Origin of the sequence: Anaeromassilibacillus sp. D41t1_190614_C2, assembly GCF_015558525.1 — a bacterium.
Taxonomy (GTDB): domain Bacteria; phylum Bacillota; class Clostridia; order Oscillospirales; family Acutalibacteraceae; genus Anaeromassilibacillus; species Anaeromassilibacillus stercoravium.
This window is the reverse complement of sequence record NZ_JADMOD010000001.1, coordinates 508,218-524,333: the sequence shown is the minus strand read 5'-3', so window position 1 is coordinate 524,333 and position 16,116 is coordinate 508,218. Positions and strand designations below refer to the sequence as shown.

Sequence of the window (16,116 nt, the reverse complement as noted above, 5' to 3'; positions counted from 1 at the left end):
TACGATGTATTCCGCATCTGGATAATTCATAACTCCCATAAGCTTTATTAAATGCTTCCAGTTTAATCATACAACGGATATTGACCGTCAGCAAGCCCCTCTGAAATAGCAATACTTGATCGATTGCTCTTACCTATTTCCGCATAAAATCCGTTTTGGCTTTATTATAAAATGTAATTGACACTATTTGAAAAAAATGTTACTATTTGCAGTAGCAAGATATGATAAATTACATAATATTTTTAAAATATTATCATTGTTTTTATGAATAAACTATTTAACTTCTGTTCGAAGAATTGATATATATAAAATAAGGAAAGGAGGCTCTATAACCCTACACAAAAAGGACTTTATGAAAAAGAGGAGGAAAGGTATTCAGATGAAAGGAAAAAAAATTGTATCTACGCTCCTGGCGATCGCTATGTTGGCGTCCTATGCCCCATCCATCCAAGCCTTTGGCGCTGCAAGTAATGAACCGGAACAGATCCAGCCCATTAACGCGTTTGCAAACAGCGAGCAGGATGACAATGGCGTCCATCGGCTGGCCATCTATGCGATTGATGGCGATGAAGAAACACGTTGGGCAAATGAATGGCGCGGCATGACCTCGGAGCAGATGAACCACGCGTGGTTGACCGTCGACTTGGGGGCTGTCTATGACCTGAGCAAGATTGAAATCCTCTGGGAAGGGGAATCGGAATTCAGCAGCACCGGCGCCTGGGCCAAGAAATATGAGATCCAGGTATCGGACGACAATGAGCACTTTAAAACCATCTGCCGCAACAACAACGGCCGCTATGACCCGGTTCCCGAAAACGGTACTAGGGATGCGGAATCGTTCCGCGTCAGCGGGCAGGGCCGGTATATCCGCATGCAGTCGCTGGAAGAAGGGAAAGTCTCCTCCGGCAGCTCCATCCGGGAGTTCCGCGTCTGGGGCACTCCAACCGGGACCGATGCAGCGGGGGACTATGCGAATATCCTCAATACCGTGGACAATAAGTTCTCCGATATGGGCGCATGGTTTGGATTCCGCCTGCCCTCCGGGGACGACACAGGAAAACTCGGCGGTTTTGCTGGGCCGACCGTCATTTTGGACAGCGGGTTCAATACCTTAGCGGACAGCATCGGCAAATGGCAGGTCACCAACCAGGACGGCACTACATACGATCTCTCTAAGAGCGTGCTGACTGCGACCGCCTATCCGGGCAAGTTGGTGCAGTCCTATGAACTGGACGACTTCATTTTGCATCTAAACCTGATTTTTGCCAGCGACCGCACCGCTTTGATCGAGACAACCGTGGAAAACAAAACCGATCAAGCGCTTGAATTGCAGCTCAAACAGGTGGGAAGCCTGCGAATGGGGACCCTACAAGCCATAGAAGACGGCGTTTCCATTGCTGTCCGGGAGCCAACCCATTATGACATCCGGTTTGGCCGGCCGGTGGAGATCACGGCAGACGGTACCTCCTATGAGGCAGCGTTGGACCTGACGGTTCCCGCACAGGGCAGCGAGTCCATCTACCAAACGCAGAGCTACACCTTTGATGCGGAGGAAGCGGAGGCCGAAGAAAGCAAAGTTGCCGATATGCTGCAAAACAGTGCATCCTATTTTGAAGAAAACCAGGCAAGATGGGATGGGTACCTCGAGAAAATCAAGACAGCCGATGTGGAGCAAAGGTACAAGAATGCGGCGACAAAAGCGGTCATTACCCTGATAGGCAACTGGCGCAGCGCGGCCGGGCAGATGCCCTACGGTGCGATCCAGCCGTTTGGCGACACAAGCGTCGGCTTCTGGGCGTGGGACTCCTGGAAACATGCTGTCGCAACCTCCCGGTTCAATCCGGACCTCGCTAAAGAGGAATTGCGTGCGCAGTTCGCCTTCCAGATTCAAGAGGACGACGCCAACCGTCCGTGGGATGCCGGCGTGATCTGCGATTTGTTCCGCGACACCGGGATTGGGAACGACCGCGACACAAAGCCTCCTTTGGCTGCCTGGGCTGTTTATAACTATTATCAGCAGACCGGAGACGAGGACTTCATCGCAGAAATGTATCCAAAGCTGGTGGCCTATCACGAATGGTGGTACAAAAATCGTGACATCGATCAAAACGGCATTGCGGAATACGGCGCCATGGTGCACCGCGACCACTACCAGTATGACAGCTCCGGGAACATCCAGTACGATGAGAACGGAGAAGCATTGTTTAACACCGGTATGGTTTTACAGGCAGCAGCTTGGGAAAGCGGCATGGACAACGCCACCCGGTTTGACATAGAGGGATATGGACCAGACGACATTGGCATTCAAATCTATCGCGTCAAAAACGATGACAGGCAGACCGTCGGCTATACCCTCAACCAGGAATCCGTCGACCTGAACGCTTATTTGTATGCCGAGAAGTGTTATCTCAAAGCGATGGCGGAGATGCTCGGCAAAACGGAAGAAGCTGCACAATACGAAGCGGAAGCCGAGCAGGTACGTAACTACGTCAACGAGAATATGTTCGATGTGGATACCGGCTTCTATTACGATCTGCAAACCAACGAAGACGGATCGGTGAAAAAATTGCTGGTCAACCGCGGCAAAGGAACCGAGGGCTGGATCCCGCTCTGGGCAAATATGGCTATGCCGGCGCAGGCGGAGGCTGTCATCGACAACATGCTCGACGAAAACCAGTTCTATACCCCAATGCCCTTCCCCACCGCAGCAAGGGATAATCCAAAATATAGCCCGACCGCCTATTGGAGAGGCCCGGTCTGGATGGATCAGGCGATGTTTGCGGTGGAAGCCATGCATAACTATGGCCGGGATGAAGAGGCCGTAGAGTCCGCCTACCGCCTGTTTGACAATGCAAAGGGATTGCTGGGCGACGAACCGATCAATGAAAACTACAACCCGGAAACAGGCGACCGGCTCAATGCTACGAACTTCGGTTGGTCATCGGCCGCATTCTATAATCTGTTCCGGAACACCCTCTCCGGCGCGAATGAGACAACCTCACAGACCATTTTGAGCCAACCGGAAAACTCGGACGAAATTGTGCAGGAACTGGATAAAGCGGCGGCTGAAAGGCTTTCCAAATCCATCGACGAGATTATCGTCACCCGTCCGGATCAGACAGAACAGTTGCTCGCCCTTCAGGAAAAATATGAAAGCCTACCCGAAGAGGCACAGGACCTGATTGATCCGGAAAAGATTCAAACCCTTACGGAAATGATTGGCCTTGCGCAGCGCATCCAAGAAGAAAAGGCCCAAGTATGGATTAAAGATAAGAGTCAAAACGGCTATGACATCGATATCACGGAACTGACCAATAAAAAGGATATTAAGATTATTAAGGATGAAGAAAAGGAATACGCCTTGAAGGGATGGTTCCCTGTCGATGTAAAGGACGCTGATGCAAAGTTCAATGAGCTTCTCAGCGGAACGGAGAACAGCTTTACCATCGAGACAACCCTCAAGATCGGAGAGAGCAGCAGCTTTGGTTATCTTGCAGGAAATGGCGACCGCTCGGTCGGCTTCCGGACAGAGGCCGTTGGCGGAGGATACCGGTTGTATTTCTACATCTGTCACAACGGTGGCTGGCAAGGAGTGAGCAGTGATGTAATCTCCACCGAAGCGATCAAAAACTGGCTGCGTGTTGCCGCCGTATTTGATGCGGACACAGATCAATTGCGCTTGTATGTAGAGGATCAGTCCTATACAACGGACGGCGTTACAGGAATCGACCGAAGCGAGCACGGCTTCTCTGTTGGACTTGGTGAATTCGATAATGCCGAGGTGGACGACCATCGCAACACGCACACCTTCTATAATTTCCGCATATACGACAAGGCCTTGACTTTTGAAGAATTCCAATCCCAGAGCATCACCTCCGAAGATGAGCATGTACAGTTGTGGTACGATTTCAGCGAACTCGATTACGACGATCCAGAAGATCCAGAACCCACCGAAGACACGATTGTAATCCGCTACAACGGACGCAATGCGTCGCTGGCGGTCAATGGCGAGGAGCAGACAATTGCCGATTTGCTGGGCGTGTATACGGTTCCGGCAACGGAAGAAGCGCTCACCCTCGAATTTACGCCGATGCAGGGCCGCGAATTCGCTGGCGTGCAGGTCAACGGGGTTGACGTGGAAGAATCCGCCTTTGAAACGGATTCCTATGTGGTAGAAATCCCGGCAGAGGACGCCGCCAAGGGATTGGAGAATACCTATACGTTTACAGTGGTAGACAAGCAGAACCTGCGCACGACCATCGAAATTGCCGAAGGCAGAGCGGACGAGGCTGCGGAAGCAGTGGAATCCGTGAAGGAGAAGTACGAAGCGGCTTTGCAGGCAGCGAAGGACGTCGAGGCAAAGAAGACCGCAACGCAGGACGAGATCAACACCGCATGGAGCGATTTGATCGACGCACTACATTATCTGAGCTTTGTCGCAGGCGACAAGAGCCAGCTGGACATCCCGATGGAAATCGCAGAGTCCATCAACCGCGACCTGTTCACGCCGGACAGCCTGAAAGCGCTGGACGAAGCGTATGCAGCGGCGGAAGACCTGCTGGACGATGAAGAAGTCCTGGAAGCGGACATCACCGCAGCAGTGGATGCGCTGTATGACGCCATTTATGGCCTGGTCTACCGCGCAGACGTCACCGAGCTGGAAGCGTTGGTCACCAAGGGCGACGGCATTGTCGAAAACGCCGGCCAGTACATCCAGAACGAGGCATGGACGAGCTTTGAGACTGTCCTGGCCGAAGCAAAGTCCGTGCTGGAAGATGCAAATGCAACGCAGGATGCGGTGGACACGGCTGTGAAAGACCTTACGGCGGCGATCTCCGCCCTGCGCATGATCCCGGATAAGGATGCGCTGGAAGCATTGATCGGGGAAGCTGAGGCAATCAATACCAGCAGGTATACGGCAGCGAGTGTTGCTGTGATGAAGCGTGCGTTGAACAGCGCGATTGCAACGCTGAACAACGAGCAGGCGACCGAGGAAGAGGTTGCAAACGCAGTCGAGGCGCTGGAGAACAGCATCGACGGCTTGGTCGAGAAGAGCACCTCCACGAGCTCGAAGAACAGCGGCAGCACGTCTGCAAACGTTGGCAACGCATACGGCGCAGCGGGCGTTGTATCCGCAGCGCAGGGCGTGACGAGCCAGCAGGCGTATGTGGTTTCCGACACGACGGTGGACTTCACGCTCAAGAGAGGCAGCGCATACTGCTTCAAGATGACGGTGGTCAACGGCAACAACCTGACGCCGAGCTTCACGGTCGGCAACGGCGATGTGCTGAAGACGCAGTTTGTGGCGAAGGTCGGCAACGACTACTACTACAGAGTCTATGCGACCGGCACGCCGGGCCAGAGCACGGGCGTTTATACCACCCTGCCGGGTAATGCTCCAGTCAAACACTGTGCAGTGACGATTGGATAAGTGCTTTCTTAGGGAACGCCGTAGGCGCGAAAAGACGCCGTGCGTCTACTGCACAGTAACGATTGAATAAGTACAGAAACGGAATAACAGGGAAGGTCTCTTCCCTATAAACGACGAATCCCCCGTCCCGGGAAAATTCCTAGGACGGAGGATTCATTTATCGCACACAATATTTGGGTCTTAACAGAGGAATAAATTGAGCGGCTACACCATGCAGCAATCGTCTTCTTGCTGAAATATGTTTGATGCATTTTGTAGAGTCCGCTATAGGTAAAATAGGCACTGTACAAGTAATCAGAAAATGAAACGTCCGGTTTATTTAAAGTTTTGGGCATAATCAAATTAAAACTTATCCTCAAAAAATCACACAAATATAGATAATATCTATAAAACAAAAACAGTACTAATCTTGATCATGCAAACCTTTCTAAATTTTTAAAACAACATCTTATACCTTTCGTGGATAAAAGTTGCTATTTCAACCGCAGACATATCATCAATAGTTTTTGCAATAGTTTGATTTTTATAAAGCCCATCGATTTTTCCAATGTCAACAGAATCAACTCCCAAGAGACATATTTTGTCATGATAACCCATATTAATAAGCTCTTTTACTGCTGACCATTCAATATGACCCGTCCAGTTTTTTTCTTGATAATCTGGGGAAAGTAAAACAACAACACAATCACAGTTCTTAAAATAAATCTGTCTAAGTATGCTATCTCCATGTACACCATTTATAAGCACATCATGCCACGAATCATAAAAAATGTCATCTCTATTATACCCCAGTTTAAGCAGCTCATTACAAAACGGTTCAACAAACCGTTTTCGATATTTCCCTGAAAACGTTATTCCGATTTTAAAATGCGGTATACAAATTTTCATATTCTTTTCTCCTTCCCTATGTTCTTTTTGTATATCTAATACTTTATCTCCACGATCCTCCAAAACCTTTTTTGCCCTATCATGTGAAAAAGCAGATGTTTCAATACCAATGATCTGTCGGGTCTGATACTTGTTATTACATATATCAACTATTACTTCTTTCTTAATCCAAATGACAGGTCTTACTCCGCGATAACAATTAGTGTTGACACCAGTACATATTTCACCGCCCGTATTAGGCCATTCTGCACCGGGTGATTCGATATAACCATCCAGCAACCACCAATCAACATAACAGGGGTAATCTGTAATAGAGGCTCGCTCATATGAAAAAATGGTCCCCTCTGCAAGTCGATCATCGTCATAATTGAAGAATTTTTTTGCTTCTTCAACACTCAACAGAGTGACAGTATCTTCTGCATCCACACATCCGGTAATATCAATCGTTTCCTTCAGTGGAAGTGAAAGAATCTTTTTTCGTTCTTCTTTGGAAAAGGCAGTTAAAGCAAACGTGTTTTTTAACCATCGTCTCAAAGTGCAATGTTGCCATTTTTTGTTATTCTTATCATCAAATAAGTAAAAGTCTAAAACATATTTGCTAATTAACAGTACTTTATCGGATTCTATACTCAAAACTGTCCATTCGATAGGCGCTATGTTTTCATTTTGCTTATATGAGCCCCAAAAGAAAGATTCACCGACTATAATATCCTTGAATTGACAAGTCCTTTTCCACATAGTATTGTCCATTACTAACCTCCTTCCAAATCTGTAAATTTTATTCTTTAACACAGTGACATAATCGTCGCTATATTATATATAGTATATCCGTTCAGGTAAAATTTTTCAATTGTTGTTATTCTATTCGACATGAACAAATTCTGATCAGAAAGGCACCTCGACAAAAAATGAATAAGTACAGAAACGAAATAACAGGGAAGATTTCTTCCCTATAAACGACGAATCCCCCGTCCCGGGAAAATTCCCAGGACGGGGGACTTGTTGCTCGTGCGCAACTTTTCAATCGTAATAGAGCATGGATCGAGTGGCGAGCCGCCTGGCAGAGGCTATCCTTTGGCTAAATATGTTTATAGATTCTACTGCCGTTACCATAAACATTGTAAAACATTTAGAAAGCAGACCGTTCAGTAGATTTAAAGTTTGGACAAAAGGCAGACTGTCTCCACATGATTTGTGTGTGGGAACATGTCCACTGGCTGAATCTCCTGCACATGGTATCCCGCACGCACTAGGAATTGCAGGTCGCGCTGAAGCGTCTCTGGGTTGCAGGAGATGTAAACAATCTTCTTGGGCGCTAACCCCGCCAAAGAAGTTAAGAACTGCTCGTCGCTGCCTGCGCGGGGCGGGTCCATGAGCACCACGTCGACGGTTTCCCCCTCGTCGGCCATTGCGGAAAGAAATTCCCCGGCGTCCGCATTGTAAAAATACACGTTCTTGATTCCATTGCGCTTGGCATTGGAAATGGCATCCCGGACAGCATCCTGGTTGAGCTCCACGCCGGTCACGTGTCCCGCACCGCGTTTTGCGGCAATCAGCCCAATGGTCCCTGTGCCGCAATAGGCGTCCACCACCGTTTCTTTTCCGGTAAACCCGGCGAGTTCAATCGCTTTATTATAGAGGACCTCGGTCTGTACCGGATTGATCTGATAAAACGACTTGGCGGATATGCGAAACACACAGCCGCATAGGGACTCTTCGATATAACCGGGACCGTAGAGCACCTTCTCCGATTCTCCCAGCACCATGCTGGTGGCGCGGTTGTTGACGTTCTGCAAGATTGTCGTGATCTCTGGATGCGCCTTGCGCAGGGCCTTCACAAAATTATTTTTTGCGGGGAGAATCGGGGAGACGGTCACCATCACGACCATCACCTGGCCGCTGACAAACCCACGTTTGACCAGCACATGACGCACCAGCCCACGCCCGGTGTCCTCGTTGTAGGGCTCCATTTTGAAATCTTTCATCAGCTTTCGGATGGTCCCGACAATGCGGTCCGCCGTCTCATCCTCAATCATACAGCTTTCCACAGGGACCACCCGGTGCGTGCTCGCCTGATAGACCCCGGAGACAATCTGCTTTCTTCGATCCAGGGCAAAGGCAGCCTGTACCTTGTTGCGATAGTGGTAGGGATGCTCCATGCCGATAATCGGGTTCACCCGATGGAACCGTCCCAGTAACCGTTCCACCAGCTCCTGCTTCCAGTGAAGCTGGCGCTGGTAAGACATATTTTGCAACTGGCAGCCGCCGCATTTCCGATACAGTGGGCACGGGTTGGGATTGCGCTCCGGTGCATGAGTCTCCCGCCGTCTTTGCTGTTCCTGATTCTCCATAGTGTATTCTCTCCGTTCCATAACGTCTTTTTCTACTTGTCTTCATTATAAGGGGCGGCTTGTGGAAAAGCCAGTCCCATTTTTGCATTTCCCTTACAGATGGCAAAAGGGCGTACGGTAAATTGGAACCATACGCCCTTTCTTGAATACAAATCTTATTTATCCAACCGAAATATGATGTTGTCCACCGCTTCTATGCGGCTGTCTTTTTGCCAAAACATCCGGTATGCGGTTTCGCCGGTTGCATCGTCTATATGCTGCTCGACCAGATGGAACCCGTGCTTCTGGTAAAAACGCACCGCACGCCCGTTCTTTTCATAGACCTCAAGGGTTAAAGCGCGATGTTTCTTTTGGCTGAAGACGAGCAACCCGCCTCCTACACCTTTCCCCTGGAAGGCGGGGGCCACAAAGAGCCCCGCTATGTAATCCTCCTGTAGGCCGATAAATCCGCGCACGGTATCCCCTTCCAAATCGACCCAGATCTCCGAGCAGGGCAGCGCCTCGCGCACAGAGTCAGCCGCCCCTCTCCAATAGGACGCCGGGATAAAGGCGTGCGCCTGTAAATTGCCATGGAGCCAAATGTCCATGCAGGCGTCCAACTGTTCCGGCTGCATGCGCTGGATGCGGTGATTTTTCACACAGTAGAGGATATGGGGCATGTCCACCCCATGGTAGTGTTTGACCATCGTCCCGGCGGGCTGCATCCCGTTGCGCCTTGCCACGCGTTGGGAAGCATAATTGTTGTCCCGGATGATGGAATACACCTCCGGCACGCCAATCGTCTCAAACGCATACCGTTTACAGCCCTGTGCGGCCTCCGTCGCATATCCATTGTGCCAATAGTCCTGGCGGAAGAGATAGCCGATTTCCACCACGCGCCTGCCGTTGCCCGCATCCTGCATGGTAAGGCCCGCTTGCCCTATAAAGGTATTGGTCCCTTTCAGCAGCACGGCCCACAGGCCAAAGCCGTCCGTTTGATAGCGCGTGATCTGCCGGTCCAGCCATTCCTGCACCTCTTCGCCGCTGAACGCGTGCTCATACGCATACATCGCGGTTTCATCCTGTAAAATGGTGCACAAGTTGGCAAAATCCCCCTGGTTCAGTTTCCGCAGATAAAGCCGTTCCGTCTCAAAAATCATGGTTCTTCCCTTCTTTCGATTTCCCTGCATATTCGTTGCGCCGCCTCCTCCGGGCGGATGGTGCTCACATCGATTTTGATCGAATCCATTGTATCATAGAGGGGCAAACGCGCGACACTGCGTTCGATCGCATCCGCAGAACGCACCCCATTTGCAATGTCGTGTTCCAGCCGGGCACGCAATGCTCCTTCCGAAAGGGTCAATGTAAACAGATAGAAACGAAAATCCAGATCCTGTAATTGCTCGAGCAACCCGTCTATGATTTCCCGCTGGTGCATAACCCAACCAAAGATGACCGTCTCATAGGCGGAACACCGCAAGAAATTCCGGAGCAGATAGACAATGTTGCCGGTCACCATAGCTTTGGTTTCCTCGTTGACGAGAAACGGCTGCATATTCCAGCACCAATCGCCGTCCAGAAAAACGGCCGGCTGCATCTGCTTTAAAAGCGCTGCACAGGTAGCACTTTTCCCGGCGCCCATGGTGCCGTTGACAAAGAGCAGCCGTTTTTGTGCCGCCCCCATCTCAGAGGCGGGAGGGAAGATGCTTTGCCAACATCTCCCGGCAATCGTCGTTTTGTTCCAACACATCCGTGGTGCATTTCAGCGGTTCCACATAGATGGTGGGATAGTCGATTTCTCCCTGCTCGGGGTGTACAGGAACGGCGACCTGTTCCCGGCAAGGGTCGTCGGGGAAAAACTGTGCATTTTTTCGCCCGGTATTGCCGCGCGCATCGACGCGGGTCCAATGATCCCGTTCCGCGATGTAGACCGCATTCAACGCATGGATGCAGTAGCCGCCTTCCGGACGATGCCGCGCCAGCCGCTGATAGCAAAACCCCACCGGGATTCCCGCGCTACGCAGCAGGGCCGCCAGCAACATGGACTTTGCATAGCAGATTCCTTCCCGGAAGCGCAGGGCTTCGGAGGCCGTGCGGGTGACGCGGCTGCTGTGGATATCCCCGGAATGGGGGAGTTCATCGCGCACAAAGGTGAACGCCAAGAGAATCTTTTCCAGGTCGTTGGTGCATCCGGCAAACAGGAGGCCGGCCTCCTGCTGAATCGCCGGGTGGTGGTAATCGACATACCGGCTCTCCTGCAAGTAATCATTGAGACGCCCGCTTTCCAAACGATATTCCATCTGTATTCTCTCCTGTCTTACTTCACAAACAGCGCGCCCGTCCGCTCAGTCCCGTGGGAAGGGACGCTTTTGGCCGCTGACGCCGCAGATGTAATTTAAATCCACATTATAAAATTTTGCCAACACGATCACGCTGTCCAATGGGATGCGGATTTTGCCTGTCTCATAATCCGAATAGGTCTTTTGCCCCACATGAAGAATCCCTGCAATCCGCTCCTGTGTCAAATCCTGATCCTCGCGCAGGGCCCGAATCCGTTCCGTATAATGCATCAAAATCCCACCTATACGATTTTTGTCATGCCAGCAGTGGAATGACCCTGCTGGCCTTCCGGTGTATAAAACCTAAAATGATTCGGAGGTGGCTTCCATTGTTGGCGGGGGAGGTCAAGAATTTTTATCGGATGGGGCGGTCTTGTCCTGCTCTGCGCGAAGTTTCTCTGCACGCTGGCGGTATTCCTGCGCCGCCTTTGCATCGTGGCGTACATCTTCTAAGTATTCTGCATAATTTTCTAGATTAGTGATACAGTCGGGAGCAACTGCAAGAGCCTTTTGGAGATATTCTTCGGTTTTGTCATAGTCATGTCGCTGTTCATATAAAAATACGGTATAGTTTCCCAAAGCCCTTACGTCCTTCGGATCGGCTTCAATCGCGCGCTGGTAATATTCCTCCGCCTTGTCGTAATCTTGCCGTTGCTTCTTCAAGAAAACCGCATAATTTCCAAGATGATCTGTGTTCTTTGGGTCGGCTTTAATCGCGCGCTGGTAATATTTCTCCGCCTTGTCGTAATCCTGTCGTTGTTCATATAGAAAATTCGCGTAATTTCCAAGATTTCTTGCGTTCTTTGGGTCGGCTTCAATTGCAAGCCGGTAATATTCCTCTGCCTTGTCGTAATCCTGCCGTTGGAGATTTAGGAAATTCGCATAATTTCCAAGATGATCTGCGTTCTTTGGGTCGGCTTCAATCGCGCGCTGGTAATATGCCTCCGCCTTGTCGTAATACCGTCGTTGTTCATATAGAAAATTCGCATAATTTCCAAGATGATCTGCGTCCTTTGGGTTGGCTTCAATCGCGCGCTGGTAATATTCCTCCGCCTTGTCATAATCCTGCCGTTGGTCACATAGGAAATTCGCATAATTTCCAAGTGTATTTGCATGCTTCGGGTTGGCTTCAATTGCGCGTTGGTAATATTCCTCCGCCTTATCGTAATCTTGTCGTTGGAGATTTAGGAAATTCGCATAATCTCCAAGCGTATTTGTATTCTTTGGATCGGCTTCAATTGCGCGCTGGTAATATTCCTCCGCTTTGTCGTAATCTTGCCGTTGAAGATTTAGGAAAGTCGCATAATTTCCAAGATGATCTACGTCCTTTGGGTCGGCTTCAATTGCGCGCTGGTAATATTCCTCCGCCTTGTCATAATCCTGCCGTTGGTCACATAGGAAATTCGCATAATTTCCAAGTGTATTTGCATGCTTCGGGTTGGCTTCAATTGCGCGTTGGTAATATTCCTCCGCCTTATCGTAATCCTGCCGTTGGAGATTTAGGAAATTCGCATAATTTCCCAAGTTTTTTGCATCCTTCGAGTCGGCTTCAATTGCGCGTTGATAATATTTCTCCGCTTCATCCATCTCGTGCTGATCTTCCCAATAAAGTGCATAGCTTCCCAGTACGTATGCGCTCTTTGGAAATTTTACCAAAGCTGCGTCCAAAAGCCTTTTCTGCTCTTCTGGCCGATAGTTCCACAAGTTGTACAGCCAGATTTCCGGCATTTCTTGTCCGATAATCTGCGCAACGCTCTCGCGCATAGAATTGTCATCCGAGAGATTTTGATCTTTTCTACTCTCAGTTTCGTCCGCTAAGAGTTTCGTTAACGCATCTTTTGCTTCCTGCCACTTTGCCTGAAAGACCTGTTCCCGTTCCTTTGCCTGTTCCATATAGGCCTTTTGAAAATGGAACCGGTCAAACAGATGCATCAGAACCCCATCAAACCCTATACGGCCGTCCACAAAACAGCCACCGCTGTTTGCCACAAACTTCCAAATACGCTCGGTGAGTTCATCTTCCCGATAATACAACCAATAGGGCCGTTTGATCTGACCCGCAACGCTCTCCAAATACCCCATCAGGCCGGGGTCGTTCCCCGCGTAGCCGATGAATACCGGATGATATGTTTTCAACACATCCTTCAGCATCTCTTTCCAACTCAAATCCAGCCGTTGGGTTTCCTCCGTCGTATTCCGCATATTGTTGAACATATCGCCGTGTAATTTTAAAATTTTGGGGTAGTCCGCATACAGATCCAAATATTTGAGTTCTTCTTCCGTGCTGATAACCCACGGAATTTGGGCTGTATCACGAAAAATGGAGGTCTCCACCAGCTTATCAAAATTGGTCGTAAGGACAATATTATTCGCCGTCCCCGTCATGACATTGGCCAGCGCCAAATATCCCGCGCTTGGTTCCGCTTTCGCTGTCACATTTCGAATAAACGTGTGGCCCTCCGCTTCATCTTCCTCAAAGCGCTTCTGGTAGTAGTCGCTGTAGTGCGCATACTGATCCTGCTTTGAGCGGATTTCCATTTCCCTTTGCCAGATTTCATATTCCTTTTGGGAATCCCGCCTGCGTATGTATTCGTCCCATTGGTCGACCAAATTCTGGCCGGAGGGGATGCCGGATGCTCTGGAAGCGCCGGCGCCCAATACAAAACAAAACCGTTTGGACGTATTTCTCACCAGATCCGGTTCCATATCTTGCAGCAAATGCTGCAAGGTTCGGAAGGGAACTTCCATTCCATACCGCGTTTTCTTGCCTTTTCCCATACTTCTCCCCGCCTTCGACCATTTTTTCGGAAACAAATTTATTTTACCATAGTTTTCCATAAAGTAAAAGATTTTTAGGCGATGATTCCCAAAACCACGATTTTCGCCCCACTCTTGGAAACCGCTTCCGCTGGAACCACCCAAACCTTGCAAAACCGGCTGAAATTGAGTAAAATAAAGAAACATTCCAAATAGAAAAAGGGTGGTTGCTTGTATCGGGCATGTATTTTTGACCTGGACGGAACCCTGGCGAATACACTGTATTCCATTGCCAACTTTTCAAACCGCGCGCTCCGGGCATGCGGTTATCCAACCATCGACCCGGAGGACTTCCGCAAGATCGTGGGGGATGGGGCGGATACGCAGATGCGCCGGATGCTCACACGCGTCAAGGGGGCCTTCACCGAGGAGGAGCTTTCCCATCTGCGCACCATATACGACGGCTACTATGCCGCGGACCCCACGGACCGGATTCAGCCGTACGACGGCATGATGGACACGCTCCAACAGCTCCATGCGAAGGGAATCCGCCTGGCGGTCCTTTCCAATAAGCCCCATGCATGGACGGTCTCCATCATTCAAACAATGTTTGGGGACAAGCTGTTCGACTGCTACTATGGACAGCGCGCAGGGATTCCGAAAAAGCCCGCGCCGGACGGCGCACTGCGCATCGCGGAAGAGCTCGGCGTCCCTGCCAAGGAGTGCCTTTACATCGGCGATACCAACACCGATATGAAGACCGGTGCGGCGGCCGGGATGGACACCGCCGGGGCGCTTTGGGGCTTCCGCGACCGCCGGGAACTGGAGGAAAACCACGCGGTATACATTTTGGAAAAGCCCACCGAACTTTTGGGCATTGTCCTTGGGAACAAATGAGGGATGCCATGGAACGGATCAAAAAATTGTTAAAATCCAGCGGGGGAATGGGGCTGCGCATCGTCAAGACGGGCATTGCCGCCACCCTCTGCGTGGTGGTTTCCTATTGGCTGATGCTGGACACCCCGTTCTTTGCCGTGTCCACCACGGTCATTTCCATGGGGAAATCCATCGACATCTCCATCCGCGGCGGCAAGAACCGGATCGTTGGCGCAGCGATTGGCGCGGCGATCGGCGCAGCCTTTGCCATGGCGCTGCCGGGGAACGCGGGGCTGTGCGGCATCGGCGTCATCCTGACGCTGTATCTCTGCCACGTGTTGAAGCTCAACGGTGGGGCGCCGCTGGCCTGTATCATCTTCACCATCGTCGTGCTGTACCGCGGCTCGGACCCGTGGTTCTACGCCGGGCAGCGCTGCCTGGAGGTCTTGATCGGCGTGGCCATTGCGCTGCTGGTCAATATCATCATCATGCCGCCCAACTATGTGGCGCAGATCAAGCGCGCCTATGCCGACCTGCGCGGCCTTGTGGAGGAGTCCATCGACTTCGTCTCCACCGGCGACCCCATCGACATCCTTGCGATCAATCAGACGATCCGCGCGCTCTCCACGGCGGTGGAACATTACATCGGGGAGATCAAATTCTTCCGTGGAAACGATGAGGAGGTCTTTCAGATCTCCTGCAAGATCGCAACCTACCGTCAGATTCTGCACGAGCTTACCAGCATCGACGAGCTGGGGCAGCGGCCCATCCCAAAGGATAGCCCGCTGTATCCGGTCTTTTCGTATCACCTGGAGCGGCTGATTGCATTATACGATGCATGTAAAGAGGAAGCATAACTTCATACGGAACCGGCCCCATACCCCGAAGCAATTCTTCGAGGCATGGGGCCGGTTTTTTAAATATGTTCTTCCGCAGCGCCTTCGCGCCTGCATCCCGAACGTTCGCTTCGCCATAGACGGACGATGGCCACCGTATCCACCACTAAAACGATGGAATCGCTGATAGCGGTCGAAAAGTCGCAGATCAGGAACGAATAGACGATCCAGAGCAGGACGTTCACAAAGATGCTGCATTTGGTCGCCATTTCTCCCTCAATATAATGGCAACAAATGGTGTATTCTACGGTTGCCAAAACCGGCAGAAGCCCGACCAGCCCCCGCGTGTTGGCCAGAAGGCCCGCTACAATGGTGAGGATGACAAAGGCCACCATCACCGGCTTTGTATACCGGCCTTTTGCGACCACCAGGTTCCGCACCGCGCTGAGCACCAATGTGGTCATCCCCGCCAACGATCCAAAAAAGACGGACGCCACCGCCAGAAGCGCGCATTCCAAGAACTGGCAGAAAAAGACCGCCTGCTTGCGCTTCACCACACAGCTCGCCACCATAAACAAGGCGGCGAAAAACGAAAGGATGTTTCCTATAATCATCAACCCATCGGCCTCACATTCGTTTGGCGCCGGCTATAGGCCGGG

11 protein-coding genes are annotated in these 16,116 nt (G+C 50.7%); 3 read left to right on the top strand and 8 right to left on the bottom strand.

Going from position 1 to position 16,116, the window contains the following annotated elements; all coding sequences use genetic code 11:
• Positions 1–379 precede the first annotated feature (379 nt).
• On the top strand, positions 380–5,431 hold the full coding sequence (locus I2G69_RS02230; protein WP_195560136.1) for an MGH1-like glycoside hydrolase domain-containing protein: 5,052 nt from the start codon (positions 380–382) through the stop codon (positions 5,429–5,431).
• A gap of 435 nt (positions 5,432–5,866) precedes the next feature.
• Here I2G69_RS02230 and I2G69_RS02225 read toward each other — a convergent pair whose 3' ends face one another.
• The 7 genes from I2G69_RS02225 to I2G69_RS02195 all read right to left on the bottom strand — a co-directional run bounded on the left by I2G69_RS02225 (position 5,867) and on the right by I2G69_RS02195 (position 13,766).
• Positions 5,867–7,069 carry a DUF6273 domain-containing protein gene (locus I2G69_RS02225; RefSeq protein WP_195560135.1) on the bottom strand — a complete coding sequence of 401 codons (1,203 nt, stop codon included), beginning with the start codon at positions 7,067–7,069 and terminating at the stop codon, positions 5,867–5,869.
• Positions 7,070–7,473: 404 nt separating this feature from the next.
• Positions 7,474–8,670 (bottom strand): 23S rRNA (uracil(1939)-C(5))-methyltransferase RlmD, encoded by a 1,197-nt coding sequence (gene rlmD, locus I2G69_RS02220; protein WP_243254749.1) that lies wholly within the window; start codon positions 8,668–8,670, stop codon positions 7,474–7,476.
• Positions 8,671–8,825: 155 nt separating this feature from the next.
• Positions 8,826–9,809 carry an N-acetyltransferase gene (locus I2G69_RS14500; protein ID WP_191448545.1) on the bottom strand — a complete coding sequence of 328 codons (984 nt, stop codon included), beginning with the start codon at positions 9,807–9,809 and terminating at the stop codon, positions 8,826–8,828.
• The gene (locus I2G69_RS02210) at positions 9,806–10,333 is read right to left on the bottom strand and encodes an AAA family ATPase (protein ID WP_195560133.1); all 528 of its coding nucleotides are present in this window, start codon (positions 10,331–10,333) and stop codon (positions 9,806–9,808) included. The genes I2G69_RS14500 and I2G69_RS02210 overlap by 4 nt, the downstream gene beginning before the upstream one ends.
• Before the next feature lies 1 nt (position 10,334).
• On the bottom strand, positions 10,335–10,949 hold the full coding sequence (locus I2G69_RS02205; protein WP_191396029.1) for a transglutaminase-like domain-containing protein: 615 nt from the start codon (positions 10,947–10,949) through the stop codon (positions 10,335–10,337).
• Between the two features lie 45 nt (positions 10,950–10,994).
• Entirely contained in the window at positions 10,995–11,219 is a 225-nt protein-coding gene (locus I2G69_RS02200) for a helix-turn-helix domain-containing protein (RefSeq protein ID WP_191448547.1), read from the bottom strand.
• Between the two features lie 114 nt (positions 11,220–11,333).
• Positions 11,334–13,766 (bottom strand): tetratricopeptide repeat protein, encoded by a 2,433-nt coding sequence (locus tag I2G69_RS02195; protein WP_195560132.1) that lies wholly within the window; start codon positions 13,764–13,766, stop codon positions 11,334–11,336.
• 210 nt (positions 13,767–13,976) lie between these two features.
• On the opposite strand from I2G69_RS02195, the gene I2G69_RS02190 reads away from it, so the two are divergent.
• Positions 13,977–14,642, top strand: coding sequence for an HAD family hydrolase (locus I2G69_RS02190; RefSeq protein WP_195560131.1), 666 nt, complete (start codon positions 13,977–13,979; stop codon positions 14,640–14,642).
• Between the two features lie 8 nt (positions 14,643–14,650).
• Positions 14,651–15,478, top strand: coding sequence for an FUSC family protein (locus I2G69_RS02185; protein ID WP_172749705.1), 828 nt, complete (start codon positions 14,651–14,653; stop codon positions 15,476–15,478).
• Between the two features lie 59 nt (positions 15,479–15,537).
• Here I2G69_RS02185 and I2G69_RS02180 read toward each other — a convergent pair whose 3' ends face one another.
• On the bottom strand, positions 15,538–16,071 hold the full coding sequence (locus tag I2G69_RS02180) for a YgjV family protein (RefSeq protein ID WP_087234186.1): 534 nt from the start codon (positions 16,069–16,071) through the stop codon (positions 15,538–15,540).
• Positions 16,072–16,116: the final 45 nt, after the last annotated feature.

Coding starts and splice junctions, on each gene's coding strand:
- I2G69_RS14500 (WP_191448545.1), bottom strand. CDS start 9,809: ATGATTTTTGAGACGGAACGGCTTTATCTGCGGAAACTGAACCAGGGG.
- I2G69_RS02210 (WP_195560133.1), bottom strand. CDS start 10,333: ATGGGGGCGGCACAAAAACGGCTGCTCTTTGTCAACGGCACCATGGGC.
- I2G69_RS02185 (WP_172749705.1), top strand. CDS start 14,651: ATGGAACGGATCAAAAAATTGTTAAAATCCAGCGGGGGAATGGGGCTG.
- I2G69_RS02200 (WP_191448547.1), bottom strand. CDS start 11,219: ATGCATTATACGGAACGGATTCGGGCCCTGCGCGAGGATCAGGATTTG.
- I2G69_RS02230 (WP_195560136.1), top strand. CDS start 380: ATGAAAGGAAAAAAAATTGTATCTACGCTCCTGGCGATCGCTATGTTG.
- I2G69_RS02205 (WP_191396029.1), bottom strand. CDS start 10,949: ATGGAATATCGTTTGGAAAGCGGGCGTCTCAATGATTACTTGCAGGAG.
- I2G69_RS02180 (WP_087234186.1), bottom strand. CDS start 16,071: ATGATTATAGGAAACATCCTTTCGTTTTTCGCCGCCTTGTTTATGGTG.
- I2G69_RS02195 (WP_195560132.1), bottom strand. CDS start 13,766: ATGGGAAAAGGCAAGAAAACGCGGTATGGAATGGAAGTTCCCTTCCGA.
- I2G69_RS02225 (WP_195560135.1), bottom strand. CDS start 7,069: ATGGACAATACTATGTGGAAAAGGACTTGTCAATTCAAGGATATTATA.
- rlmD (WP_243254749.1), bottom strand. CDS start 8,670: ATGGAGAATCAGGAACAGCAAAGACGGCGGGAGACTCATGCACCGGAG.